The following is a 24,720-nucleotide window of genomic DNA, read 5'->3' as shown; positions in this document are numbered from 1 at the left end:
TATGCCAGCTCCAGTAATCGGATTAACCGGTGGTATTGCCACCGGAAAATCCACTGTATCAAACTATTTCAAAAAACTCGGTATCACTGTTGTTGATGCGGATGCCATAGCAAAGCAAGTTGTTGCACCTAACTCACCCAGCCTTAAAAAAATTAAAGCACATTTTGGCTCTCAGATTGTTTTAGATAATGGTGAGCTCAATCGAGCTGAACTAAGAAAGCTTATCTTCTCAAACGAATCCGAGAAGCTGTGGCTTAATAACTTATTACACCCTGTCATCCGCCAAGAAATCTTAGAGCAATTAAATGTAGCAAATGGACCCTACGTTATTTTGGACGCGCCTCTGCTATTTGAAAATAACCTTGATAAGTTATGTGAAAAAACACTATTAGTGGACATTCCCGAGGAACTGCAAATTATGCGAGGTAGTGAGCGTGACGGTGTCAATAAAGAGCAAATAAAACAGATTATTGCAGCTCAAATGCCGAGGATTATTAAGTTAAAAAAAGCAGATTACGTTATTGATAACACATTGTCATTAGACAAAACATATGCTCAAGCAATGGCAATTCATCAAAAGCTATCAAACAGATAAAATTTCTGTATTCATACCGAAAACAATCAGTAGCTACGTAATAGTTTGCGCTCAAAGTAAAACTTCAAATCCTAAAACATAATAATTACCTGATTTGTCATAAAACTTGCAATCCGATTAATCTCAACAACACTTAAAGTAGATTGAATTGGAGGCAAACGATGAATGTAAACTCTCCGCTTATTCGTAAATGTGTTGCGATGGGGTTTATTGCACATGAACAGGTTAGCTCCTCAGCAAACGCATCGGCGCACATCTGTGAATTTATACTCAACAATAGCAAACTGTCTTCAAAGCAACTTGCAGCTCATTGCTCATCTTGGTTTAACCTACCAACTTTAAACATTGCGAGCGTCGATCCAAGTAGCATTCCACTTGATAACATTAGCGAAGAGTTAGTTAAAAAACATCACCTGCTCCCTTTATCAAAACGTGGGAGAACGTTATTTTTAGCCACCTCTGACCCTACAAATTTTGATGCCTTTGAGGATTTTGAATTTAATACAGGGCTTCAAACAGAAGCCATTGTCGTCGACTTCAATGGACTTGAACAATCTATCGAATCCATTTTCAGTAAGACTGATAATTTAGAACTCACAGATGATGAATTTGAGCAGTTTGGTGATATCGAAGTTCAAGACACAAGTGCTAATCTTAGCGACGCTGCACAAGAAGACAAAGACGATGCCCCTATTATTGTATATATCAATAAAATTTTGATGGATGCAATACGCAAAGGTGCATCTGATTTACACTTTGAGCCCTACGAGAAGACCTATCGTATCCGTTTTCGTATTGATGGTATTCTGCATGAGGTCGCATCGCCGCCGCAAATGTTATCGTCACGAATTTCAGCTCGTGTGAAAGTAATGTCTCAACTAGATATTGCAGAAAAGCGTAAACCACAAGATGGCCGTATCAAATTAAAAATTACAGCGAAAAAAAGTATCGATTTTCGTGTCTCTACCCTACCCACTTTATGGGGAGAGAAAATTGTAATGCGTATTTTAGATTCGAGCAGTGCAATGCTCGGTATTGATGTGCTTGGTTATGAGCCGGCGCAAAAAGCCATGTATTTAGATGCACTGTCACAACCTCAAGGCATGATCTTAGTTACAGGTCCAACAGGCTCAGGTAAAACGGTATCACTCTACACCGGCTTAAATATTTTAAACAAAGCCGAGGTTAATATTTCCACAGCCGAAGACCCTGTCGAGATAAACCTTGTCGGTGTTAATCAAGTACAGATTAACCCAAGAGCAGATATGACATTCGCAAACGCACTGCGCGCTTTCCTTCGCCAAGATCCCGACATTGTAATGGTTGGTGAGATACGTGATTTAGAGACCGCTGAAATCGCGATCAAAGCAGCGCAAACCGGTCACTTAGTATTAAGTACACTACACACTAACTCGGCACCCGAAACCCTTACCCGCTTACTTAATATGGGCGTACCCGCGTACAATGTTGCAAGTTCAATTAGCTTAATCATTGCACAGCGCCTTGCTCGTCGCCTTTGCAATAATTGTAAAACACCTGAAACCTTACCGATCGAAGAACTCAAGTCGCAGGGTTTCTCAGACGAGCAGATAGGCAATATTACATTATTTAAAGCTGTTGGGTGCGAACATTGTACAGAAGGTTATAAAGGTCGAGTCGGTATCTATGAAGTAATGCGAATTACCTCTGAAATATCACAAATCATTATGTCGGGCGGGAATTCTTTGGATATCGCCAAAGCATCATTAGCGAGTGGATTTAATAGTTTACGACTTTCAGGTCTAGAAAAAGCTGCGTCAGGGGTAACTAGTCTTGCCGAGATTAACCGTGTTACCAGTTACTAAACGCATGAATTGAGAGTTTAAGTTACGCTATAAACTTGGGTTAGAGAACGATGAACGAGATCTGCATTACCTATGGGATATTGAACGGCTGATTTAAACCAAGCGCTTTACTCAAACATAGTTATTCTCTAACATTTGCACAATCAACGTAATTGAAGTTATTTTTATGCCAACAACAGTAAATTGCCCTACTTGCCAAAAAGAGGTTATCTGGCAAGAAAGCGCTAAATTTCGCCCTTTTTGTTCTAAACGCTGTCAACTTATTGATCTAGGCGAATGGTCAGAAGAAAATCACACGATTTCCACACCTCTAACGCCTGAGCAAGCATTTACTCCTGAGTCTATCGAAGACATCGAAGCAATGCTTGCTGCAAACCAAGAAGGCTTTTTTAAAGATTAATTAGCCTGAACTCGGATTAATCTGTAAAGGCCACTGAAATATGTGAAATAAATAATTCAGATGGCCCTTCAAAACCCGAATCGCTGCCAACCATAACCCATACATCGCCATTATCATTAGCCGTGACAGGAATACTTACCTCGGAAGTCATCTCTTTCGCAATATAACGATTTTCTGCCATACAATCGATACCGTTACTAATATCCCCTACCACCTGACTGTGCTCTCCTCGTTCGCCTTGTGTGCCTACATCCCAATTAAGGCGATATATTCCATCTTTAAGGCTATTTTTAGGCTGCTCTGAGTGAGTTGCAACTTTGATATAAACGGACTCACCTGGTGGCCCGCCAATGCCTGCACAATTTGATTGAATATTGGTAACTATGGTGGCTTTAAACGAAAGGTTATAGCGCTTTGCTGGCTTTAAATTATCAATTTTGCCATAAAGCCCCATAAATAAATCATCTGAACGGTTACTACCATATAAGCGATAGGCATGCTTATCTTCATAAGGTGTTGGTAACTGTTGGTAAGAAGATGCCAGTTCGAAAAAACCTTCTTGCCCTTGCGGGTAGTCTGAGAATAGCGCTGAAAAATCATGATGGTCATCATTAAAGTCGATGACGACCGGTTGAGACGTATCTCGATATTGATGCGAGTCACTATCACACGCAACAGACAGCACACATAATGCCGGCACAACAAATGCCGATCCTAGTTTGTTCTTTATATTATTCATAATGTAATTTCCTTATTGTCCTGAAATTACATTAGCGCCTTGGGCAAGAAAAAAGTGTTTAACTTTGTGATTAAATGAATAAAATTCGTACGCCTTGCGCACCTCAAACTGTACAAAAATTCACAAACATAAATACGATAAAAAGACGCACTAACCAAACACAAACAATATATTTGGTTAGTTACAGTATCTGTTAGCTACTTTTCTGCATGATGCTTTGAACGCTTGTGCTTATTTTTACGTTTCATTACTTTTTTAAGCTTTTCCTGCTGCTCTGTCGTTAACGTATTCCAAACTGCATTTTTATTTTTCGCCTTCATAACAGTAAGCTCGGTGCGTTCACTTTGTTGTTTAGCAAGCATTTGTCTAAATGCCACTTCATCAAATACTTCAGCATGCACAAGTGCTTTAGCATCAGCACGTGTATTCGGATTGCGCTCTTTAAATGCTTTTAGCGCTGCTTTTTCTGCATCAGCAATACTTTTTATTTTATCTTGTTGCACTTTAGTTAAATCTAAACGTGAAATACCGCGCTCTGAAAGTAACATTCGGTACATGTTAAAGCCCTCTTTATGCGGTTTTGCCATTGCTACGCTGCTTGAAAGTGCTGCAATTGATAATACTGCCGCCGAAACTAACATTTTAAATTTCATAACATTCTCCAGTTGGGTCTTATTTGGTGTTATGGTTACTTTAGCAAGCTCAATGAAAAGCAACGCAAAGCAATGTAAAGGTTGTGTAAATTGCTTTTTGGCTGCATAAATTCCCCTTAAAATAAGCGTATCAGTTGTATTGCAAGGCAAAGAAATGAACGTACTTCTAATTGATGATGACATAGAACTTAGCGAGTTACTTACCGAGTACCTTTCTTCCCATGAGTTTAATATCACAGCGTGTCACCGCGGGGATACGGGCTTAGAGCAAGCGCTTGCACAAAACTACGATGTTATTTTACTTGATGTGATGTTACCTGGCCTTGACGGGTTCGAAGTATTAAAACAGCTGCGCCAAAGCAAACTTACTCCTGTTATTATGCTAACCGCAAAAGGCGAAGATTTTGACCGTATATTTGGCTTAGAACTTGGCGCTGATGATTATTTAGCCAAGCCATTTAATCACCGCGAATTATTAGCCAGGGTGAAAGCAATCACACGCCGAATCGAAAATATTCAGCAAATGCACAGCAACGCCATTATTGAAGAAAATGGCATTAGGCTAACGCCGCATACCCGCGAAGCATTTGCTGCAGAGCAAAAAATTGAGCTTACTGGTACGGAGTTTGAAATATTGTTTTTACTGTTAAATAACCAAGGTGAAATCGTTAGCAAAGAGACAATTAGCGAGCAAGTGCTAGGTCGAAAACTTGCCGCCTTTGACCGCTCTATCGACATGCATGTCAGTAATATTCGTAAAAAAATAGCAGAGCACATCGAGCAAGAAAAAATTAAAACCGTGCGTGGTGCAGGCTATATTTTGCTTGGAAATTAACTGATGCTAAATAAATTTAACCCAAGAAATTACCTATTTTTTAAAGTGTTTAGTTGGTTTTGGTTAACCATTTTATTCACTTTAACTGTGCTTTTTGTTTTTAGCCAGCTTACTGAGTCTAATGTTGATAGTCATAAACTTCATGGCCCAAAGCTTATCAACCTAAAACGTTTGGCAAATGGTCTCGAACGTGCACAGCATAAAAAGCCCGATAAAACGCTAGAGCAACTGGCGTCACATCCACGCATTGCCCGTCATCGTTTGTTGTATTTTACGCAAATCGACTCCAATCTGGCGTTTTTTAACCAGCAAAATACGCAACAGCCTGATGTAAGTTTACTCGCATTTACCCAACAGCTAGAGCCACAAATTATCACCACAGATAAATACCGCGCGTTAGGGCCAGTTAAAGTATCGTATCAACAACAAACATTCCTAATGTATGAAATTGAACCTTGGCGTACTCCGCCACTTGGTTTGCGAATTATTTTAATGCCAGCATGGCTAAAAACGCTGGTCGTTATCGGCGCAACCTTACTGTTAAGTTTACTGTTTAGTCGAACACTAATAAAACCGATAAATAAAATTAAACGCGCGACAACACAACTTGCCAATGGACAACTTGATACCCGTATTGAAATGAATCGTAAATCAGGCGATGAGCTCACAATGCTGGCAAGCGACTTTAATGTTATGGCGCAGCGCCTAGAATCTTTAGTCACCAGCCAAAAGCGCCTAATGGCCGATGTATCACACGAGTTACGCTCTCCCTTAACACGCTTACAAATGGCGACAGGGCTTGCACAACTTAAACAATCAAGCGAGCAAGAAAGTTATTTATCACGCATCGAAAAAGAGGCAAACAATCTTGATCAGATGATCTCAGATGTATTAAAGCTATCTAGGTTAGAAGCGAATAATCAGTATATTCAAAAAGACCTTCAGCCATTGCAATCAATTCTTCAGCAAGTGCTCAAAGACGCGGAATTTGAATCGGAGCAACAGCATAAACAGCTCAAAGTAACAGGCTCTACCAGCAAACAACTCGAGTTAGATGCTGCACTTATCGCCAGCGCATTTGAAAATATTTTGCGTAACGCTATTAGATATGCCAAAAAAACGATTCACTGCGATATTACAGATTGCGATAAAGCCGTAATTGTAACAATTAGCGATGATGGTGAAGGTGTCGAAGCGTCAGAATTACCTATGCTACTTGAACCCTTTTACCGCATTTCACAATCGCGAGAGCGTAATAGCGGCGGCACTGGATTAGGTCTAGCAATAACTAAACATGCTGTAGAAATACACAAAGGTGCCATTACACTCGAAAATCAACACAATTCAGGCTTAAAAGTAACCATTACCCTAAATCATGACTAAACAACATAACATCGCACAATTTTGGTCAACCGTCACTCACGCTAAGTTAGCGTTTCATGGCAATCAACTTGGCTACGCGTTTATAATACCGAATAACGCCAAAGCAGCTGTGACCATAGTAAATGGTCGCTGTGAAAGCTATTTAAAATACCAAGAGCTCGCCTATGATTTTTATAGCAAAGGGTTTGCCGTATTTATGTGCGACCATCTTGGGCAAGGTGTGTCGAGCCGTTTATTACCCGTTGCAGATAAGGGCTACATTCATAGCTTCGAAGACTATATACAAGGGCTTTCACTCTTTGTTGAACAAGTCGTAAAGCAAAACTGGCAAGGTAAACACTATTTACTGGCACACTCAATGGGCGCTGCAATTAGCTATTTGTACTTGGCAAATCATAGACACCCATTTGAAAAAGCTGTGCTCAGTGCCCCTATGTTCGGCATTCCAACACCTGGCTTTCCATACCCTTTAGCAAAATTAATCGTAAATATACTCAATTTACTTGGCTTAAATACACATTACTTTTTTGGCCAATCTGGATACCTAGAAAAGCCATTTCAGGACAATCCACTGATGCAATGTGAAACGCGCTACAATGCATTTCGCACTTTGTATAAAGAGAACCCAACACTGCAGCTCGGCGGGGTAACTGTAGGTTGGCTCAAACAGGCATTTTGGGCAATTGACCAAATCCAATCCACCTCCACAGAATTACCTATTTTATTGATGCAGGCTGAGCGCGATACGATAGTTGCCAACGCGTGGCAAGATCAGGTTGTAGCACGCAATAAAACAATGCAAAAGAAATGTTATCACGGCAGTTTGCATGAGATTTTATTTGAGCAAGATGCTATTCGCGATCTTGCTCTAAATGATATTTTTCAATTTTTTAAAACGGATCTTTGTGAATAAGCACATCCACTTCGCCATCCATGATACTGTGAATGGCCTCTTCCACTTCAACCGAAATACGGTGAGCATTTGCTAAAGTAAGGTTACTATCAAGCTCTAAATGCAATTGAATAAATTTGGTAGGCCCGCTTTGACGAGTGCGTAACTCATGAAAACCAAGCACCTCAGAGTGAGATAACACCGCCTGTTCAATTTGCAACTTAATGTCATCAGCTAACTCTTTATCCATTAAATAATCAGTTGATTCTTTTGCAACATCATAAGCGTTGTAAAATAAATAACCCGCAATCAGCAAGGTAAATACACCATCACTGTATACCCAACCAATATTGGCCAGTACAAGGGCAACAATAACGCTTAAATTTAGCAGTAAATCGCCTTTGTAATGCACTGAATCAGCCTTTATCGCTACCGATTTAGTTTGCTTTAATGCCCAATGCTGAATTGCGATAATTAATAAGGTACACACCACGGCATAAATACTAACAACAACGCCGGTAAATACTGCTTCGCTTTTTACCGGGTTAAATAATCGCTCTACACCATAAAACGCCAGCAAGCACGCGCTACCAGCAATAAATGCTGCTTGCCCAAGCCCTACTAACGATTCAGCTTTACCGTGACCAAAGCGGTGGTCATCATCTGCTGGTACAAGTGCAATTCGAAGCACCCAAAAGTTAATAGCAGATGCCGTAATATCAAGCAAAGAATCAGTTAACGAACCCAGCATAGTGGTAGAGCCGGTGCTCATCCACGCCCAAAACTTTGCTGCAACCATGGTGCTTGCTAAAACAAGAGTTAAACTGCTCGAGAGCTTAACCCAATATGCATAATCTTTTTCTTTCATTTTTAAAATGACAAACCTTACCTGCATCACGCTCAAAACATATAGTATCTAACCTGAAAGCTTTGTTAAACTAAGAGAAACTATAAATTTGAGACTTCCCATGTTAGACATTGTACTCTATCAACCAGAAATCCCACCCAACACCGGAAATATTATTCGCCTATGCGCTAATTCTGGTTTTAACCTTCACCTTATTGAGCCATTAGGCTTCGAATGGGACGACAAAAGAGTGCGTAGAGCTGGACTAGATTACCATGAGTTTAGCCACGTTGAACGTCACGCAAATTTAGATGCCTTTTTTGCTAAAGTACAACCAAAGCGCGTTTTTGCCTGCACTACAAAAGGCTCAGGCCATTACCATAAAGCTAAATTCGAACGCGGCGACTGTTTAATGTTTGGTCCTGAGACTCGTGGCTTACCAAATGAAGTGATTGAGTCACTGCCAACAGAGCAAAGGCTGCGTATTCCAATGATGCCAGATAGCCGCAGCATGAATTTATCCAATGCCGTTGCCGTATTTATTTACGAAGCATGGCGACAGTTTGATTTTGAAGGCGCTGTGTAAACCAATTGAATAGAACTACGTTATCAAAAGATATACAAGGCTAATAAGAATAAAGGCTTTACCACACTTAAGCGGTAAAGCCTTTTTAAACAGATATAGCTATTTTTGAAATTAGAACTAAGCTTCCGCTTTTTTCTGCCTGCCAAGTAAGTTCATTGCAGCAAGCTTTACGTCTTGCCCTTTATAAAGCACATTGTAAATTTGCTCACAAATTGGCATTTCAATACCACTGCGCTCAGCAAGTAAAAACACTTCTTTGGTATTGCGATAACCTTCAACCACTTGGCCAATTTCTTGTTGTGCTTGCTCAACTGACTGACCTTTACCAAGCGCTAAACCAAAACGGCGGTTACGCGATTGATTGTCGGTACAGGTTAAGATTAAGTCACCTAAACCGGCCATGCCCATAAAGGTCTCAGGTTTAGCACCAAGAGCAACGCCTAAACGCGACATTTCAGCCAATCCACGGGTGATTAACGCAGTACGTGCATTCGCACCAAAACCAAAACCGTCAGAAATACCAGCTCCGATTGCGATCACATTTTTAATCGCACCACCAAGCTGCACACCAACCAAGTCATCGTTCGAATAAACACGGAATGAACGGCCACAGTGAAGCATCTCAGATACATCATCAACTAATTTTGTATCCGTTGATGACAGTGAAATAGCGGTCGGTAAACCAATAGCCATTTCTTTCGCAAATGTTGGCCCCGATAACACACCAAGGCTCACATCATCACCTAACACTTCGGCAGCAAGTTGCTGTAACAAGCGCCCAGTATTTGGCTCTAGCCCTTTGGTTGCCCATAGCACTCTTGCTCCCGCTGTTAAGTGCGGTTTAATTGCTTTAAGCGTTTCGGAAAATGCGTGACTTGGCACAACCACCAGCACTACATCAGACGATGCCACTGTCGCAGCTAAATCATCATTTAGTGATAGTGATTCAGGAAACTGTGCACCAGGCAAGTATTGCTGGTTTTCACGTGCTGTTGCTAATGCTTCAATATGATCTTTGTTACGACCCCACAGGACGACATTGTGACCATTTCGTGCAAAACAAATAGCAAGGGCGGTCCCGTAAGAGCCCGCCCCTAGTACTGCAACAGCATTATCTGCTGAAGTAGTCATAATTAATTATGCGTCAGCAGCTTGAGCGGCTTGTTGTTGCACGTATTGTGCAAATAGCGCATCAAAGTTAACTGGCGCTAGGTTTAACTGTGGGAAAGTACCACGGTTAACCATGTTTGACACAGTTTCACGTGCATATGGGAATAATACGTTCGGGCAGAAAGCACCTAGCATATGCGCTAGTTGACCTTCGTTTGCAACACCAATTGCAAAAATACCAGCTTGTTGAACTTCACATAAAAATGCTGTTTCTTCACCAAGTGTCGCATGAACTGTTACTGAAAGTACTACTTCAAATACGCCGTCTTCTAACTTGTTAGAACGTGTATCTAAGTCAAGTTTAACTTCTGGTGTCCATTCCTTTTGGAAAATAGTTGGTGAGTTTGGTGTTTCGAAAGAAACGTCTTTCACGTAAATACGTTGAACTGCAAACTGAGGACCTTCTGCTTGTTGTTCTGCGCCTAAGTTTTGATTCTCTTCTGTCATTTTATTTTCCTAAATTTTGTTTTAAACAAGCAAACTGTCTAAACGACCAGACTGTTCTAGTGCAAACATATCATCACAACCACCAATGTGTTGGTCGTTAATAAAAATTTGCGGCACTGTGTATCCACCGTTTGCTTTAGCAATCATTTCATCGCGAAGTTCAGGCTGAGCGGCAATATCAATTTCCGTGTACTCAACACCTTTTTGCGCTAACAGCATTTTTGCTCGCACACAAAAAGGACATGTTGGTTTCGTATAAATAACAATATTTGCCATGATTATTTTCCTGTAGTCAGCGGTAAGTTAGCGTTTTGCCACGCAGTAATACCACCCGATAGTACATTAACCTGTTCATAGCCTGCTTTAACCAGCCCATTTGCAATAGACTGCGCAGTCATGCCTGAAACACATACCAAGATAATTGGGTCGTTCTTTGACTTTTCAAGGCCAACAAATTCACCTTGCTTGGCTTTTTCAGCAGCTAAGTGAACGCTGCCTGCAATATGACCTTGATTAAAGTCTTTTAAGGCACGAATATCAACAACTAAACCGTTCTCACGGTTGACTAAATGTGTCAATTGTTGAGGATTAACCTGTTTTACCGCTGAAAAGCGAGATTTAAACCACCCAAGTACAATGGCGCCTAATAAGCCAACCCAAATTAAACATAAAATCAGGTTGTTAGTTACAAATTCGACAAATTGTGCCATCACTTTCTCAATTTTTCTTTACATTAAAAGTGGCCAAGTATACACGGATGATATGAATAAATTCTAGCTCTGCTAGAGTTTCAGTTGAAAATTTTAAATGTGAATACCTTAACTGCTGAATCTGTGGTTAAAAAATGGTATAAATGTCGCGCTATTTTGTGCGCCGTGCTGATACGCGCAATTCTATTTGGATGAGGAATGAGAATGTCGTTACAGAAAAAACCTTTGGTACTGATTATCTTAGATGGTTGGGGATACAGTGAAAAAACAGAAAGCAATGCTATTTTAGCGGCTAACACACCGGTTATGGACCGTTTGTGGCAAGAATACCCAAGTACCCTTATTTCAGGCTCAGGTTTAGATGTTGGCTTACCTCATGGCCAAATGGGTAACTCTGAAGTAGGTCACGTTAATTTAGGCGCTGGCCGCATCGTATACCAAGATTTCACACGTATTACCAAAGCGATTGATGACGGTGAATTTGCTGAAAACCCAGCAATTGTAAACGCAATAGATAAAGCGATTGCCAACGATAAAGCCGTTCACTTAATGGGTCTTTTAAGTCCAGGCGGCGTACATTCCCACCATGAACATATTATCGCTGCCATTGAAGTAGCTGCAAAACGTGGCGCGAAAAAAATCTATGTACACGGCTTTTTAGATGGTCGTGATACCGCACCAAGAAGCGCAGAGCAACCGATTAAAGATGTTTTACAAAAGTGCGAAGAGCTCGGTGTAGGCCGCATTGCAAGCCTAGTTGGCCGTTACTTTGCAATGGACCGCGATAACCGCTGGGAACGTGTAGAAAGCGCATATAACCTAATGACATTAGGCACTGCAGAACATTCTTATACTTGTCCGTTAGAAGCGCTAAATGCTGCCTATTCACGCGACGAAAATGATGAATTTATTTCAGCATCCGCAATTCTTGATAACGACAGCCCCGCTACTATTAATGATGGCGATGCTGTGTTATTTATGAACTTCCGTGCTGACCGCGCGCGTCAAATGACACGTGCATTTGTGGATGCTGATTTTACTGGTTTTACTAAACAAAAATCACCACAACTTGCTGATTTTGTGATGTTGACTGAGTACGCAGCAGACATCAAAACGACCGTGGCTTTCCCACCAGAGAAACTAGCAAACGTGTTTGGTGAATGGTTAGAAAAACACAACAAAACCCAACTTCGTATTTCTGAAACAGAGAAATATGCGCACGTAACTTTCTTCTTTAGTGGCGGCCGTGAAGCCGAGTTTGAAGGCGAAGAGCGCATCCTAATTCCATCACCGCAAGTAGCAACGTACGACCTTCAACCAGAGATGAATTCAGCAATGCTAACCGACAAATTAGTTGAAGCCATTGAATCCGGTAAATACGATGCAATTATTTGTAACTACCCGAACGGCGATATGGTTGGCCACTCTGGGGTATTTGAAGCCGCGGTGAAAGCGTGCGAAGCCGTTGATAGCTGCATCGGCCGTGTTGTCGAAGCGTTAGAGAAAACAGGGGCAGAAGCACTTATTACAGCCGACCACGGTAACGCCGAGCAAATGGTTAATCCAACAACGGGTCAAGCACACACGGCACACACCAGTGAGCCAGTACCATTTATTTATGTTGGCCGCAATGCAACACCGTTACAGGGTAAAAAGTTAAGCGATGTAGCACCTACAATGCTTCACTTAATGGGCATGGAGCAGCCAAGCGAAATGACTGGCGAAACAATTATGAAGTTAAACTAAGCCATGCGTCGCTGTTATTTATTTGTTGTTTTATTGGTATTAGCTTGCGCTTCGCAAGCTAATACCGAACGTACTAAAGATGATCTTAACCAAGTTCAAGAGCAACTTAAGAACACTAATAAAACCTTTAAAGAGCAGCAAGCACTGCTAGATAAAACTGAAAAAGACCTTAAAAAAGCCGATCTCGCCATTGCCGAAAGCTCTAAAAAACTAAAACAGCTAAAGTTTGATGTTGAGTTAAATCTAACGGAACAGGCAACGCTTAAAGATAAAATAAAATCGCTCGAAATCGACAAGAAAAATCAGCAGTCAGCACTTGCCGCGCAACTGCGCAGTGCTTTTATGACTGGCAACCATGATTATGGCAAGTTACTCTTAAGCCAAGATCAGGTGCAGAATGTTGAGCGCACATTAAATTACTATCAATATTTAAATAACGCGCGCATAAAAGAACTCGAAAAATTAAAAACAACACTAATTGAATTAGAAAATAGCCGACAATTACTGGCACAAAATCAAACCCAGCTTGAAAAACTGCTAAATACACAACAGCAGCAGCAAGAAAAACTAGTGGTTGCCAAAAAAGAGCAAAAAGCGAATTACCAATCGCTGAAAAGCACCTTACAAAAAACCCAATCTCAACTTGTGTATTTAAAGCAAAATGAACAAGTATTAAAGCAAACCCTTGAACAACTTAATCAAGAACTCGTAGAAAGCGAAGTTAAGCTAATTGGTCTACAAAAACAAAAAGGCAAGCTCGATTGGCCGTCACACGGAAAATTAGCTCATAGGTTCGGCCAGAAAAAACACGGTAGCCTGCGCTGGAAAGGCGTTTTAATGAACGGTAAAGAAGGTGCGCCGGTAAAAACAATTGCCGACGGACAAGTATTATTTGCCGATTGGTTAAAAGGATTTGGCTGGGTAATTGTAATTGATCATGGTAAAGGATTTATGAGCCTGTACGGCCACAGCCAAGCGCTTTTGAAGGAAGTTGGCGATAAAGTAAGAGCCGGAGAACAAATTGCTTTAGTCGGACAAAGCGGTGGACAATCAAATCCTAGTCTATACTTTGAAATACGGCATAAGGGAAGAGCGGTAAACCCTATTAAATGGTGTAGACGAATTTAGGATTCATAATTGGCTACACCTCATTTGAGGAGTGAGCCAATGACTTTTTTTCTTAATAGTTTAAAAATCTGTGCTTTAGCATGTTTATTCTGGGTGTCGGCTGTATCAGCTGACGCGAAGACTACATCTCATATTTCGATGGCTGAAGTGCTCGCCAATATCGAGCATTTTTACGTTGATGATATCGACGCAAACAAACTTAACCAACATGCTATCGAATCCATTTTCAAACAACTCGATCCCCATTCTGAGTTTCTTGACCAAACTGAACTTGAAGCCTTGTTTAATGTTGCAAATGGCCGCTACACCGGATTAGGTATAGAGGTAGAGCAGCGTGAGAAGCATATTGTAATTGTGGCTGCGATTGAAAACTCACCAGCTCAAACAGCGGGGTTAACAAAAGGTGATATTCTACTGAAAATAAACGACATTTCAGTGATCAACCAACCAATCAAGCAAGTCTCTCAATTAATTAATCAGCAGCAAAAACCACACGTTAAACTCACCATTGCACGAAATGGCCATGAACAACCGTTACTTTTCGAGGTGGAGCGTAAAAAAATCGACCTCAAAAGTGTAAAAGGTAACATTAACAGCCAAGGTATCGCCTACTTACGCATTATCAATTTCAACAATCATACTTTGTATGATGTTGCCAAAGAGCTTGCCCATCTTTCGCAAATTGTCGCCGGTGAAATTAACGGACTAATTATCGATTTACGTGACAACCCTGGTGGCATTCTTGATAGTGCAATTGAAGTCTCTGATTTATTTTTAGAAAGCGGCGTCATAGTGAGCACTAAAGGGCGCTTTGCTGAAGCAAATCAAGAATATTATGCACAAGAGGGTGACGTACTAGGCGGCGCGCCGATTATTGTGTTAATTAACGAAGGGTCTGCATCTGCTGCAGAAATTCTTGCCGGTGCGCTGCAAGATAATCAACGTGCACAATTAGTTGGCACACGTTCATATGGCAAAGGCTCTGTGCAATCACTTATTCCACTAGGCGATGGACAAACTGCTTTAAAGCTTACGACAGCTAAATATTACACCCCTAGCGGTCGCTCAATCGAAGGTTCTGGCATACTACCTGACTACCCTGTTTTACAGCATAACTTTGCCCATAATGGCGATTTTACACAGCCACAAACAGAGACATTCATTAATGCCAAAGTCCATGATCTACAACTTGAAAAAGCGTGGCAATTACTAGAAAAATAGGTCATTATTAGTAGCGTTTCGAGAAAGGCTCAGGATGAGCCTTGAATAGATACCCGTTTGTTAAGCGGCTGAGTTTCGAAGGTATCCACTAAGATATTTAGCCACTTAGGTAAATTGGTATAATAATTAAAAAGAATAATAAGAATACCTGTGCGTTCAATTACTTGTTTGTTTCTACTAGCAGTAACCCTTTTCAGCAGCAATTGTTTTGCCGCTCGTGTGGCGATTTTAATTGATGATATTGGTAACCACGCTAACGACTTAACGGCATTAGATATCTCAGGTGAATTGTCATACGCAATTTTGCCTTATACCCCTTACGCTAAGCCTTTTTCAACCAGAGCATCGCAATTATCGCGCGATGTAATTCTGCATGTGCCAATGGAAGCAATTAGTGGTAAAGCACTAGGACCTGGCGCGCTTACGTCGGATATGGACAAACAGGCACTGCAAACCCAATTGGTAGAGGCGTTAAATGATTACCCCGATGTGATCGGCATTAATAATCATATGGGCTCATTTTTAACGCAAAAGGTAGTGCCTATGGCGTGGACCATGGAGATCCTGCGTGAACGCTCACTGTTTTTTATTGATAGTAAAACCACTAAAGACAGTCAAGCGCAGAATATGGCTAAGCTGTTTGGCGTTGCTAATGCATCGCGTCAGGTATTTTTAGATAATATTCCGAATGAAAAACAGATGATGTTTCGCTTAAAGCAATTAATTCATATTGCTAAAAAGTCAGGAAGCGGTATCGCAATTGCTCACCCCTACCCTGAAACCATTAAATTCCTACCCAATGCGATTACTGCATTAAAAGAACAAGGTATTGAACTGGTGCCTGTGTCAGAATTAATCGGTGATAAGCCGATGCAACTTGCAAATCAAACTACGGCGGAATAGCAACATCACATAAAATGCTATGTGATGTTGTTAGTTGTTAAGCAAACATTGATTTTACATCATTAAGTAGTTCTGAGTATTCCTCACTCTCTAAAACACCTACATCACAGAGCACACCTTTATCTACGTAGGCTTGCAATGACTTTTCTTTGTCTGCAACATTCAGCAGGCCTTCACTAATCGCCGCCATGCGAATAAAATCAACATAACATGGGTTTTCAGGCTTATATTCAGGGTTTGCCCAAAGTTCTGCTACTTCCACAAACTCGTCAGTAAAATCCCACGCACGCATAATATGACCACCGATACGGCCACCGAGTTTTTGAATCGCTTGCGCTAAAAACTGTGGGTTAGCAAATACATCTTGGTGGCGCTCTGCTTCGGTTAAAATTGGTAAAATACCAATATTATAAACTAGCGATGCCAAGGTAATGGTATCGATGTTAAGCGAGCTGTGCTTGTTATCCTTTAAATGCAGGCTTAACAGCGTAATTGCCGACGACGCAACATCAACTGTTTTTTGCCAACTTTTAGATAAATACTCTTTTACCACTTTGTTTTTTGAAACAAACAGTTGTTCCATTGCCATTGCTGTAGCAATGTTTTTAATTTGCCTTAAACCAATTCGTGTTACCGCTTGATTAAGTGTCGATACTTTAACGGCACGTCCTAAAAATGCACTATTAGCCACCTTAATCATACGCGCAGAAAGTGCAGGATCATGTGCAATAACATCCCCCATATCCATTAAATTAATCTCAGGGTTGTCAGCAGCTTCTCTTACCTTTACTGCAACTTCCGGAAGGGTTGGTAATACCAGAGTATCATTGTTAATTTTTTCAACCAAAATGGTAAGTAATGCGTTTTCTGTCGACATATAAAGATCGTCCTTTTTATAGTTTTCTGTTTGCTCGAGCGAACTCGTTGCACCGATTAACCAACAGGTCTTTACCAGCATATTTAAGTAGTTTTATGTTATATTTCAAAGCGCTTTAAACTAAGCTTAGTCTATAAATTTTGCTGCGCTAAACAATTTATTCAGTTAAGTTAAATTGCTCAATTAATTGTAGTAATTGTTCGTTACTATATGGTTTCACTGGGAAAGCTCCCCATACAGGTTGTGGCCATGCAATATCGTTTTGATAACGCGCAATGTGATGAATATGTAATTGTTCCACTACATTACCAAGCGCTGCCACATTTAATTTATAAGGCGAGAATACCTCACGAATTAAGTGCTGTAATTGACGTGACTCAAGTTGTAATTGATTCTGCTGCTGCTCTGTTAAATCAATAATATCCCGCGCACCCTCTACTTTAGGTACCAAAATAAACCAAGGATATTGGCTATCATTCATCAACAGCACTTTACAAAGTGACCAATCGGCAATCTCTATACAATCGCGTTTTAGCTCTTTTGCTAATTCAAACATCACATTACCTTATAATTTGTTTACGTCGTTTATAGCAATTTGTTGCCATTAATTCTATATCTTCATACCATCTGGTTATCACACATAACAGCAACTATGAGTAAATAATGAATAAAAGATTGATTGCTTTGGCAAGTGCAAGCGTAATCAGCACGAGTGCACTGGCTCAGCCACTGTCTCTTGAGCGCATTTTTTCTGATCCAAGTTTGGCAGGAAAAGCACCGGTAAAATTAAAATTTTCACCTGATGGTAGCCGTGTAACTTATCTGCAAGGCAAAAAAGAAGACTACAACCGTTACGACTTATGGGAATACAACCTAAAAGATAAAACCAATCGACTATTAGTTGATTCAAACAGTATTTTTTCAGGTCCAGAAACTTTATCAGATGAAGAAAAAGCGCGTCGTGAACGTATGCGCGTATTCGGTAAAGGCATTATGGAGTACATTTGGTCTAAAGACGGCAAAGCGCTTTTATTCCCACTAAATGGTGATATTTATTATTACGATTTAGCTAAACAGCAATCGCGCAAACTTACCGATACACCCGAGTTTGAAACCGACGCAAAAATTTCACCAAAAGGCAATTTTGTATCTTATATTCGTGCACAGAATTTATATGTACAAAACCTAACAACGGGTAAAGAAGTTCAGCTAACAACCGACGGCGCAGATACCATTAAAAACGGTATGGCCGAGTTTGTTGCACAAGAAGAAATGAGCCGAATGACAGGTTATTGGTGGAGCGGCGATGAAGCAAAAATCGCGTTCACCCGTATTGATGAGTCACCTGTTGCTGAAGCTATTCGCAACGAAATTTACGCTGACGAAGTAAAACTATTTAATCAGCGCTACCCATTCACCGGCACCAATAATGTTGATATTCAATTGGGTGTAGTTAGCCTTAACTCGCAGCAGATTGACTGGGTTGATATGGGCAAAGATAAAGACATCTATCTTGCACGCGCTAAATGGTTAAACGACGACAAGACACTTTCATACCAATGGCAAAACCGCTCTCAACAACGTTTAGAGTTACGTTTTTATAACAGTGAAAGCAAAAAACAAAAAGTTGCACTCACTGAAACCAGCGATACTTGGATTAACTTGCATTTTGATTTACGTTTTTTAAACGATAAAAAGCATTTTGTTTGGGCATCTGAGCGCGATGGTTTTAAACACCTATATCTTTATAAAGTAGATGGCACCTTAGTGCGTCAAATCACACAAGGTGATTGGATTGTTGAAAGCATTAAGAGCATTGACGAAAAAAATGGCCTTATTTACTTTTCAGGCCGTGCTGACACACCACTTGAGAGCCATCTTTACTCGGCAAAGCTATTTGAAAAATCAAAACCTCGCCGTTTAACCGACACAGGTAAATTCCACTCGGTAGTTATGGCGAAAGATAACAAAACCTTTATTGACCGTAGCTCAAGTGTAAACCAACCAGCACAAGTATCGCTGCGTGACAACCTAGGTAATTTTATTACTTGGTTAGAACCGAATCGCCTTGATAACAACCACCCTCTTACACCGTATTTAAACGACCTAGTTGAACCAGAATACGGTACATTAAAAGCTGATGACGGACAACAAATGCATTACCGTTTGTTTAAACCGAAAGCGCTTGAGGCTGGTAAAAAATACCCTGTAATGGTTAACGTTTATGGTGGTCCACATGCGCAGCGTGTTACTAATAGTTGGCGCAGCAAAAACCTCTACTTCCAATACATGGTGCAGCAAGGTTACATTGTGTTCCAATTGGATAACCGTGGTTCATACAACCGAGGTAAAAAGTTTGAAGATCCAATCTACAAACACCTAGGTGAAATTGAAGTACAAGATCAGATCAAAGGTGTCGAGTTCTTACGTACTTTAGATTTTGTTGACCCTGAACGTATTGGTATTTATGGCCACAGTTACGGCGGTTACATGGCGTTAATGACAATGTTTAAAGCCGGCGACTACTTTAAAGCTGGCGTATCAGGTGCACCGGTAACCGATTGGGCGCTTTACGATACTCACTACACAGAGCGTTATTTAGGTCACCCACAAACCAATGCTAAAGGTTATGAACAAAGTGCAGTTTTCCCGTATGCTGAAGGACTCTCAGGCCCACTGATGATCTATCACGGCATGGCAGACGACAACGTACTGTTTACTCACGCAACTAAGTTATTTAAACAGCTGCAAGACAACGCACAGCAGTTTGAAATGATGACTTACCCTGGCTCAAAGCACAGCTTGCGAGGTAAGAAAGTACAAACTCACCTACACCAAACGATCACCGACTTTTTTAACCGTCACTTCAAACAGTAACAGCTACACAATTAGTCTTATAAACGAAAAGCGGGCTTGCCCGCTTTTTCTATTTCTTTTATAAAAATAATGTCTTAGGTCAAATTATATTTCGAAATTTATAGTCTAATATTAAAACATTCAACGTACCCGGAAGGTGGCATTATGACAACACTCCGCCGCATAAGCATCCAACAAAGATTGGCCATATTAGTCGGCTTAATCATACTCGGCCTTGCCTTGCTCAGTGCCGCTACATTAAATTCTCAATACGATTTACTTAAAAACGAGTCCTACCAAAAAACAAAAAGCATTGTTGAAGCCGCGCACAGCGTAATTGCCGCCTACCACACAAAGCAAATTAGCGGTGAGCTAAGCGAACAACAAGCAAAAGACGCAGCCAAAGCAACCATTAGTAAATTACGATATGAAGGCAATAACTACTATTGGATCAATGACACAACGCCAAACATGATCATGCACCCGATCAAACCTGAACTTAATGGCAAATCACTCAGTAACGTGAAAGATCCTAATGGCGTGCGATTATTTGTCGATATGGCCAATATCGTCAGACAACAAGGGGAAGGCTTTGTGCCATATCAGTGGCCTATGCCGGGAGCTGATGAACCGGTTGATAAAATCTCGTATGTAAAAGGTTTTAAACCATGGGGCTGGATTATCGGTTCTGGCATTTACCTAGACAATCTCAATAAAATATTTATGCAGCAGGCAACTGCGTTATTAATCGAAGCGCTTTTAATTATTTTAGTTGTCGGCGCAGCGGCATATTTGATTGGTAAAAGTATTATTACTCCTACTATCGAAGCAACTAAATTAATGAAAGATGTTGCGCAGGGTGAAGGCGACTTAACGCGAAAACTCACGACTGATGGCAATGATGAAATTGCGCGACTCTCTGGCTACTTCAATCAATACTCAGACAAAATACGCGATTCATTAAAACAAGTCGCAAGTGCCTCAGAGCAAGTTCTGTTGCAAGCAAATACAGTGTCAAAAACCAGTGATAACAGCCAAGAATATATTCAAATGCAGTCTGATAATACTACGCAAGTGGCAACAGCAATGGAGCAAATGACCGCACAAATAAGAGAAGTAAGTGATAACGCAAATGCCGCAGAGCAAGCAGCAAATCAAGCTAGAGAAAACACGCAAGCAGGTAAAGAGGTCGTCACTAAAACTATCAGTCAAATAGAATCACTATCGAATAACATTGACCATGTAAGTGACGTCGTTGCGTCACTTGCTGCAGAAAGTGACAACATTGGCGCTGTACTGGATGTAATTAGAGGCATTGCAGAACAAACCAACTTACTTGCATTAAATGCAGCAATTGAAGCCGCACGTGCAGGTGAGCAAGGGCGTGGTTTTGCAGTAGTTGCAGATGAAGTAAGAACTCTTGCTAGTCGCACAGGGCAGAGCACAGAAGAAATTCAACAAATGATCCAAAAGTTACAGCAAGGCGCACAAGAAGCGGTGTCTGCGGTAAGTGCGTCGCAGTCAACCTCTCGCGATACGGTTACTCAGGCCAGTCAAGCCGATGAAGTGCTCAATCAAATAGATGAGTTAATGAATGTGATTTCTGAAATGAATAGCCAAATTGCCCGTGCAACAGATGAGCAAAGCCAAGCAGCTAGCGAAGCAAATATGCGCATCAACGAATTAGCGGGCATGGCAGATGAGTCACTAAATAACACCCATCAATTAAATAGCGCAAGCAATGAGCTGATAGCCAGCAGTGAACAAATGAATGCCGTAGTGAATCGCTTTAAATTAGATTAATACTAGACAACGAAAAAGGCCGAACAAGTGTTCGGCCTTTTTATGGCTATATGCAATTGCTAACGTCTAACCACGATTTGAGATAGGTTAACCTCAGCTCTGACAAGTTGTAGCTACTTGCACCTAAGATTATTTACAAAATGTAGCGTAAATACTTGCAAGTGATGCTGCTGTTGGTTTGCCGTGTTGCCAGTCGCCGCCCTCAACGCCACTACCAGCAATATCCACATGAATGTACGGAATTGGCAGCTCAGAGTTTGCGCCGTGTTTATCAAGGCCTGATGCCACAGCCAAAAATGCCATTGGGAACTGGTGACCACGGGCGGTAATTGCTGATGGCGCATTGTTACTCGACAATACATCGTCTGCTAACGTTTTAGGTGCGATAAAGCTATAGTCTTCGCGGCGTTCGCGCGATACTTCAGAGCCATCAGCCCATAAATCACCTTGCGTTGCGATATTGTGCGATAAGTTAAGCGCTCTTGATGCACCATTTTCAACAAGCGCAGTATAAGGTCCCATTGCTCGTGCAGCGTGTCCTGTTAATGTTGCAACGGTAAATACAACAGGGTTAACTTCACCCTTAGCGACATCTTTAATTTCACTTAATAGGTCGCCCATTGCCAAACGCCCTTCCGCATCAGTATTACCAATACGTACGCGTACGCCTTCACGGCTAGTGATAATTTCATCTGGTACAAAACAGTCAGAGCCGATTGAATTACGAACAACTGCTAAGTAGGCAACTACTTTAACCCCTTCAGGTTGATGCTCAGCAATACTCTTCATAAAGCCAGCAACTGATGCAGCGCCACCTTTATCACGGCTCATGCCCGCCATTGCACCACCTACTTTTAAGTCTGCACCACCTGTGTCGTAAACAAGGCCTTTACCAACAAATAATAGCGTACGTTCAATATCACCTTCAGGCACATATTCAAGCTTAACAACACGCGGGTGATGACGCTCTACCGCGTATGATGCACGGGCTACAGTGCTAAGCATTGGGTAATTTTTATCAATAAATTGAGTATCTGAAATCACCTCTACCGATACTGCGCTGTTGGTAAATAAGCTTTCACAGTATTCTGCAAATTTAGGAGGTGCCATACGCTCGGGTTCAGTACCGCAAAGGTCGCGCGCAGCGTACTGACCTTGTGCAATAGCATTTGCATAGTGGCTATCAAATTCGCCAATAACAGTAATAGATTGAATTGGTTCAATTGCTGCGCCGTGGAATTCACGTGCTTCTAGCGGTTGCCATAATGCTTGGCAAGCACCTAAATACGCTACAGTTGTTGCTTGCTGATAACGCTCATCTAATTGACCTAATACTAAAATTGCAGGGTTTGTTGCACCCGCTTGTTTTGCTTCTAGTACACCTTGTTTTGCCGCATCGAAAAAACGACGCACATCGTCATAGTCACGCTCTAAAGGGCCTGTTGGTGCAATCACTAAACGTTTTCCAGGTGCATTGTCATTCACCAACAATAATGCTTTTTGGCCTATGCGCTTATCGAATTGCGCAGTAGCCATTACACTATCGCGAAAATCATTTGGGAGTAATGCCAAGTCTGGCGAGATAATAATTAAACTATCAACATATTGAGGTAAATCTGAAATTGATGCCGCTTGCAGGGCCTTTGGTGAAGTCATTTTTGAACCTTACTGAACGAATAAATACGCGCAATGTTGTCGCGTAAGTTTAGAAAAGATGGCTTAAATATGAGGGCAAATTTATAAAAATCAAGATTCAAACATTGCAAGCTGCTCTTGTTCGTAGCTATTTTCAGACAAGCCAACACCTAAACCGAGTAATCTCACGCCTTTATTTCCGCCTCGTAAGTAGGCTTTTTCGATTAAACGCGTAAAAATATCATCATCTAAATGCGTGCAGCTGTAATCCGCGGTTGTTGAAACAAAATCGTTAAACTTAACTTTTACCGAAAGCTTAGACACTTTGTTTAACAACCCTTTACTTTGCAGCCTAGTATCAAGCTCATCTTTTAATTTTGGCAGCTCTGCTAAGCATTGTTCTAGCGATGTTTTATCATATTCGTAGGTATGCTCAACTGAAAGTGACTTTCTAATACGTGATGTATTTATCTTGCCAATCACCTCTCCATTACACTTTTTAAATAACTCTGCGCCCCAAGTGCCAAACTTTACCTGCATTTGATTTAAACCGAGGTTTAATACATCTTCACCAACAAACAAACCTGATGCATTCAATTTCTCTAAGGTAACTTTGCCTACACCAGGAATTTTTTTAAGGTTAAGCGCTTTAAGAAACCCTTGCACCCGATGAGGAGGGATCAAACAATAGCCATTTGGTTTGTTTTCATCACTGGCAATTTTCGCCACAAATTTAATGGGTGCGATTCCCGCCGACGCCGTTAAACCTGTTGTTTCAAAAATCTCATCACGAATCGCATTAGCGATAAGTGTTGCACTGCCTGAGTGCTGTGTGCAATCGGTTACATCTAAATAGGCTTCATCTAAAGAAAGCGGTTCGATTAGATCTGTGTATTTGGCGAAAATCTCTCTAATTTGATTAGACACTTCTTTGTATACTGCCATTCTGCCGGGAACAATCAGTAATTCTGGACACAGTTGCAGCGCTTTATAGTTAGACATTGCTGAGCGCACACCATATTGACGCGCAATATAGTTGGCGGTTGCCAACACACCACGACGGTGTTTACCGCCAATTGCGATTGGCTTACCTCTCAACTCTGGATTGTCTCGCATTTCGACTGCTGCATAAAAACAATCCATATCAATATGTATAAATTTTTTCAAAATCACAAAATACTGTTTATATATACAGTTTATTATGTATCAAACTTATTTGATTCAGCAAGTTTTTATTTTACGGCGTGTTAAGTTTTAAGATGCCTTTATCTGCATTCATTTTATTGATAAGAAAATGAATGCAGATAACAGCATAAGTAGAGTATTGAAGTTTTGTAAATATTCATTTAGGTACAATAAATATCCACAGAAAGCGACGATTAAACCACACCTTGAAAAAAGCGAATATACGGCGATGGCAACTAGTCAAAGTCACTAAAATTTCGTAAAT

24 protein-coding genes are annotated in these 24,720 nt (G+C 40.9%); 13 read left to right on the top strand and 11 right to left on the bottom strand.

Features of this window, described 5'->3' with window-relative positions:
* The first annotated feature begins 1 nt into the window (after window position 1).
* From coaE to yacG, 3 genes are all read left to right on the top strand, one after another.
* Entirely contained in the window at window positions 2-595 is a 594-nt protein-coding gene (gene coaE / locus AC2IOM_RS07995; RefSeq protein WP_486358055.1) for a dephospho-CoA kinase, read from the top strand.
* Window positions 596-756: 161 nt separating this feature from the next.
* A complete protein-coding gene (pilB, locus tag AC2IOM_RS07990) occupies window positions 757-2,439 on the top strand; it encodes a type IV-A pilus assembly ATPase PilB (protein ID WP_486358054.1) in 1,683 nt (560 codons plus the stop codon).
* Between the two features lie 166 nt (window positions 2,440-2,605).
* Window positions 2,606-2,839: a DNA gyrase inhibitor YacG gene (gene yacG, locus AC2IOM_RS07985; protein WP_486358053.1), complete on the top strand. Its 234-nt coding sequence runs from the start codon at window positions 2,606-2,608 to the stop codon at window positions 2,837-2,839.
* Window positions 2,840-2,855: 16 nt separating this feature from the next.
* Here yacG and AC2IOM_RS07980 read toward each other — a convergent pair whose 3' ends face one another.
* Entirely contained in the window at window positions 2,856-3,578 is a 723-nt protein-coding gene (locus AC2IOM_RS07980) for a hypothetical protein (protein WP_486358052.1), read from the bottom strand.
* Window positions 3,579-3,775: 197 nt separating this feature from the next.
* The gene (locus AC2IOM_RS07975) at window positions 3,776-4,231 is read right to left on the bottom strand and encodes a Spy/CpxP family protein refolding chaperone (RefSeq protein ID WP_486358051.1); all 456 of its coding nucleotides are present in this window, start codon (window positions 4,229-4,231) and stop codon (window positions 3,776-3,778) included.
* Between the two features lie 154 nt (window positions 4,232-4,385).
* On the opposite strand from AC2IOM_RS07975, the gene AC2IOM_RS07970 reads away from it, so the two are divergent.
* The 3 genes from AC2IOM_RS07970 to AC2IOM_RS07960 are packed head-to-tail and all read left to right on the top strand — an operon-like array spanning window position 4,386 to window position 7,362.
* Window positions 4,386-5,066, top strand: a complete 681-nt coding sequence (locus AC2IOM_RS07970) for a response regulator transcription factor (protein WP_010561753.1) — start codon at window positions 4,386-4,388, stop codon at window positions 5,064-5,066.
* Window positions 5,067-5,069: 3 nt separating this feature from the next.
* A complete protein-coding gene (locus AC2IOM_RS07965; protein WP_486358050.1) occupies window positions 5,070-6,449 on the top strand; it encodes an ATP-binding protein in 1,380 nt (459 codons plus the stop codon).
* Complete coding sequence (locus tag AC2IOM_RS07960) at window positions 6,442-7,362, top strand: alpha/beta fold hydrolase (protein WP_486358049.1); 921 nt, start codon at window positions 6,442-6,444, stop codon at window positions 7,360-7,362. Before AC2IOM_RS07965 ends, AC2IOM_RS07960 begins: the two co-directional genes overlap by 8 nt.
* Here AC2IOM_RS07960 and AC2IOM_RS07955 read toward each other — a convergent pair.
* Window positions 7,340-8,209, bottom strand: coding sequence for a cation diffusion facilitator family transporter (locus tag AC2IOM_RS07955; RefSeq protein ID WP_010561756.1), 870 nt, complete (start codon window positions 8,207-8,209; stop codon window positions 7,340-7,342). The two genes, AC2IOM_RS07960 and AC2IOM_RS07955, sit on opposite strands and share 23 nt — an antisense overlap.
* Window positions 8,210-8,309: 100 nt before the next feature.
* On the opposite strand from AC2IOM_RS07955, the gene trmL reads away from it, so the two are divergent.
* The gene (gene trmL, locus AC2IOM_RS07950) at window positions 8,310-8,774 is read left to right on the top strand and encodes a tRNA (uridine(34)/cytosine(34)/5-carboxymethylaminomethyluridine(34)-2'-O)-methyltransferase TrmL (RefSeq protein ID WP_010561757.1); all 465 of its coding nucleotides are present in this window, start codon (window positions 8,310-8,312) and stop codon (window positions 8,772-8,774) included.
* A gap of 117 nt (window positions 8,775-8,891) precedes the next feature.
* On the opposite strand, the gene gpsA is transcribed toward trmL, so the two are convergent.
* Genes gpsA through AC2IOM_RS07930 form a run of 4 tightly spaced genes read right to left on the bottom strand, consistent with a single transcriptional unit; the run spans window position 8,892 to window position 11,101 of the window.
* A complete protein-coding gene (gene gpsA / locus AC2IOM_RS07945) occupies window positions 8,892-9,905 on the bottom strand; it encodes an NAD(P)H-dependent glycerol-3-phosphate dehydrogenase (RefSeq protein WP_010561758.1) in 1,014 nt (337 codons plus the stop codon).
* A gap of 6 nt (window positions 9,906-9,911) precedes the next feature.
* Window positions 9,912-10,391, bottom strand: a complete 480-nt coding sequence (secB, locus tag AC2IOM_RS07940; protein WP_010561759.1) for a protein-export chaperone SecB — start codon at window positions 10,389-10,391, stop codon at window positions 9,912-9,914.
* A gap of 21 nt (window positions 10,392-10,412) precedes the next feature.
* Window positions 10,413-10,667, bottom strand: coding sequence for a glutaredoxin 3 (gene grxC, locus AC2IOM_RS07935; RefSeq protein ID WP_010561760.1), 255 nt, complete (start codon window positions 10,665-10,667; stop codon window positions 10,413-10,415).
* Between the two features lie 2 nt (window positions 10,668-10,669).
* A complete protein-coding gene (locus AC2IOM_RS07930) occupies window positions 10,670-11,101 on the bottom strand; it encodes a rhodanese-like domain-containing protein (protein ID WP_100913906.1) in 432 nt (143 codons plus the stop codon).
* A 204-nt stretch (window positions 11,102-11,305) separates the two neighbouring features.
* Here AC2IOM_RS07930 and gpmM point away from each other — a divergent pair, with 204 nt between their 5' ends.
* From gpmM to AC2IOM_RS07910, 4 genes are all read left to right on the top strand, one after another.
* Window positions 11,306-12,847, top strand: a complete 1,542-nt coding sequence (gene gpmM, locus AC2IOM_RS07925; protein WP_486358048.1) for a 2,3-bisphosphoglycerate-independent phosphoglycerate mutase — start codon at window positions 11,306-11,308, stop codon at window positions 12,845-12,847.
* A 3-nt stretch (window positions 12,848-12,850) separates the two neighbouring features.
* Window positions 12,851-13,975, top strand: coding sequence for a murein hydrolase activator EnvC family protein (locus AC2IOM_RS07920; protein WP_486358047.1), 1,125 nt, complete (start codon window positions 12,851-12,853; stop codon window positions 13,973-13,975).
* A gap of 39 nt (window positions 13,976-14,014) precedes the next feature.
* Window positions 14,015-15,196, top strand: a complete 1,182-nt coding sequence (locus tag AC2IOM_RS07915; protein WP_486358046.1) for a S41 family peptidase — start codon at window positions 14,015-14,017, stop codon at window positions 15,194-15,196.
* Window positions 15,197-15,346: 150 nt separating this feature from the next.
* Window positions 15,347-16,099 (top strand): divergent polysaccharide deacetylase family protein, encoded by a 753-nt coding sequence (locus AC2IOM_RS07910; RefSeq protein ID WP_336435424.1) that lies wholly within the window; start codon window positions 15,347-15,349, stop codon window positions 16,097-16,099.
* A 37-nt stretch (window positions 16,100-16,136) separates the two neighbouring features.
* Here AC2IOM_RS07910 and AC2IOM_RS07905 read toward each other — a convergent pair whose 3' ends face one another.
* Window positions 16,137-16,976 carry an HDOD domain-containing protein gene (locus AC2IOM_RS07905; RefSeq protein WP_486358045.1) on the bottom strand — a complete coding sequence of 280 codons (840 nt, stop codon included), beginning with the start codon at window positions 16,974-16,976 and terminating at the stop codon, window positions 16,137-16,139.
* Between the two features lie 157 nt (window positions 16,977-17,133).
* Complete coding sequence (locus AC2IOM_RS07900) at window positions 17,134-17,532, bottom strand: HIT domain-containing protein (RefSeq protein ID WP_010561767.1); 399 nt, start codon at window positions 17,530-17,532, stop codon at window positions 17,134-17,136.
* A 107-nt stretch (window positions 17,533-17,639) separates the two neighbouring features.
* Between AC2IOM_RS07900 and AC2IOM_RS07895 the strand changes: the two genes are divergently transcribed.
* Window positions 17,640-19,853: a S9 family peptidase gene (locus AC2IOM_RS07895; protein ID WP_486358044.1), complete on the top strand. Its 2,214-nt coding sequence runs from the start codon at window positions 17,640-17,642 to the stop codon at window positions 19,851-19,853.
* A 144-nt stretch (window positions 19,854-19,997) separates the two neighbouring features.
* Window positions 19,998-21,635, top strand: coding sequence for a methyl-accepting chemotaxis protein (locus AC2IOM_RS07890; protein WP_486358043.1), 1,638 nt, complete (start codon window positions 19,998-20,000; stop codon window positions 21,633-21,635).
* Window positions 21,636-21,764: 129 nt separating this feature from the next.
* Here AC2IOM_RS07890 and AC2IOM_RS07885 read toward each other — a convergent pair whose 3' ends face one another.
* Window positions 21,765-23,291, bottom strand: coding sequence for a M17 family metallopeptidase (locus AC2IOM_RS07885; protein ID WP_486358042.1), 1,527 nt, complete (start codon window positions 23,289-23,291; stop codon window positions 21,765-21,767).
* 90 nt (window positions 23,292-23,381) lie between these two features.
* Window positions 23,382-24,437: a DNA polymerase IV gene (gene dinB / locus AC2IOM_RS07880; RefSeq protein ID WP_275419472.1), complete on the bottom strand. Its 1,056-nt coding sequence runs from the start codon at window positions 24,435-24,437 to the stop codon at window positions 23,382-23,384.
* Window positions 24,438-24,720: the final 283 nt, after the last annotated feature.

It is taken from the genome of Pseudoalteromonas sp. NS-SX12 (assembly GCF_057367955.1).
The sequence above is the reverse complement of the archived record's forward strand: the minus strand, read 5'-3'. Positions and strand labels throughout refer to the sequence as shown.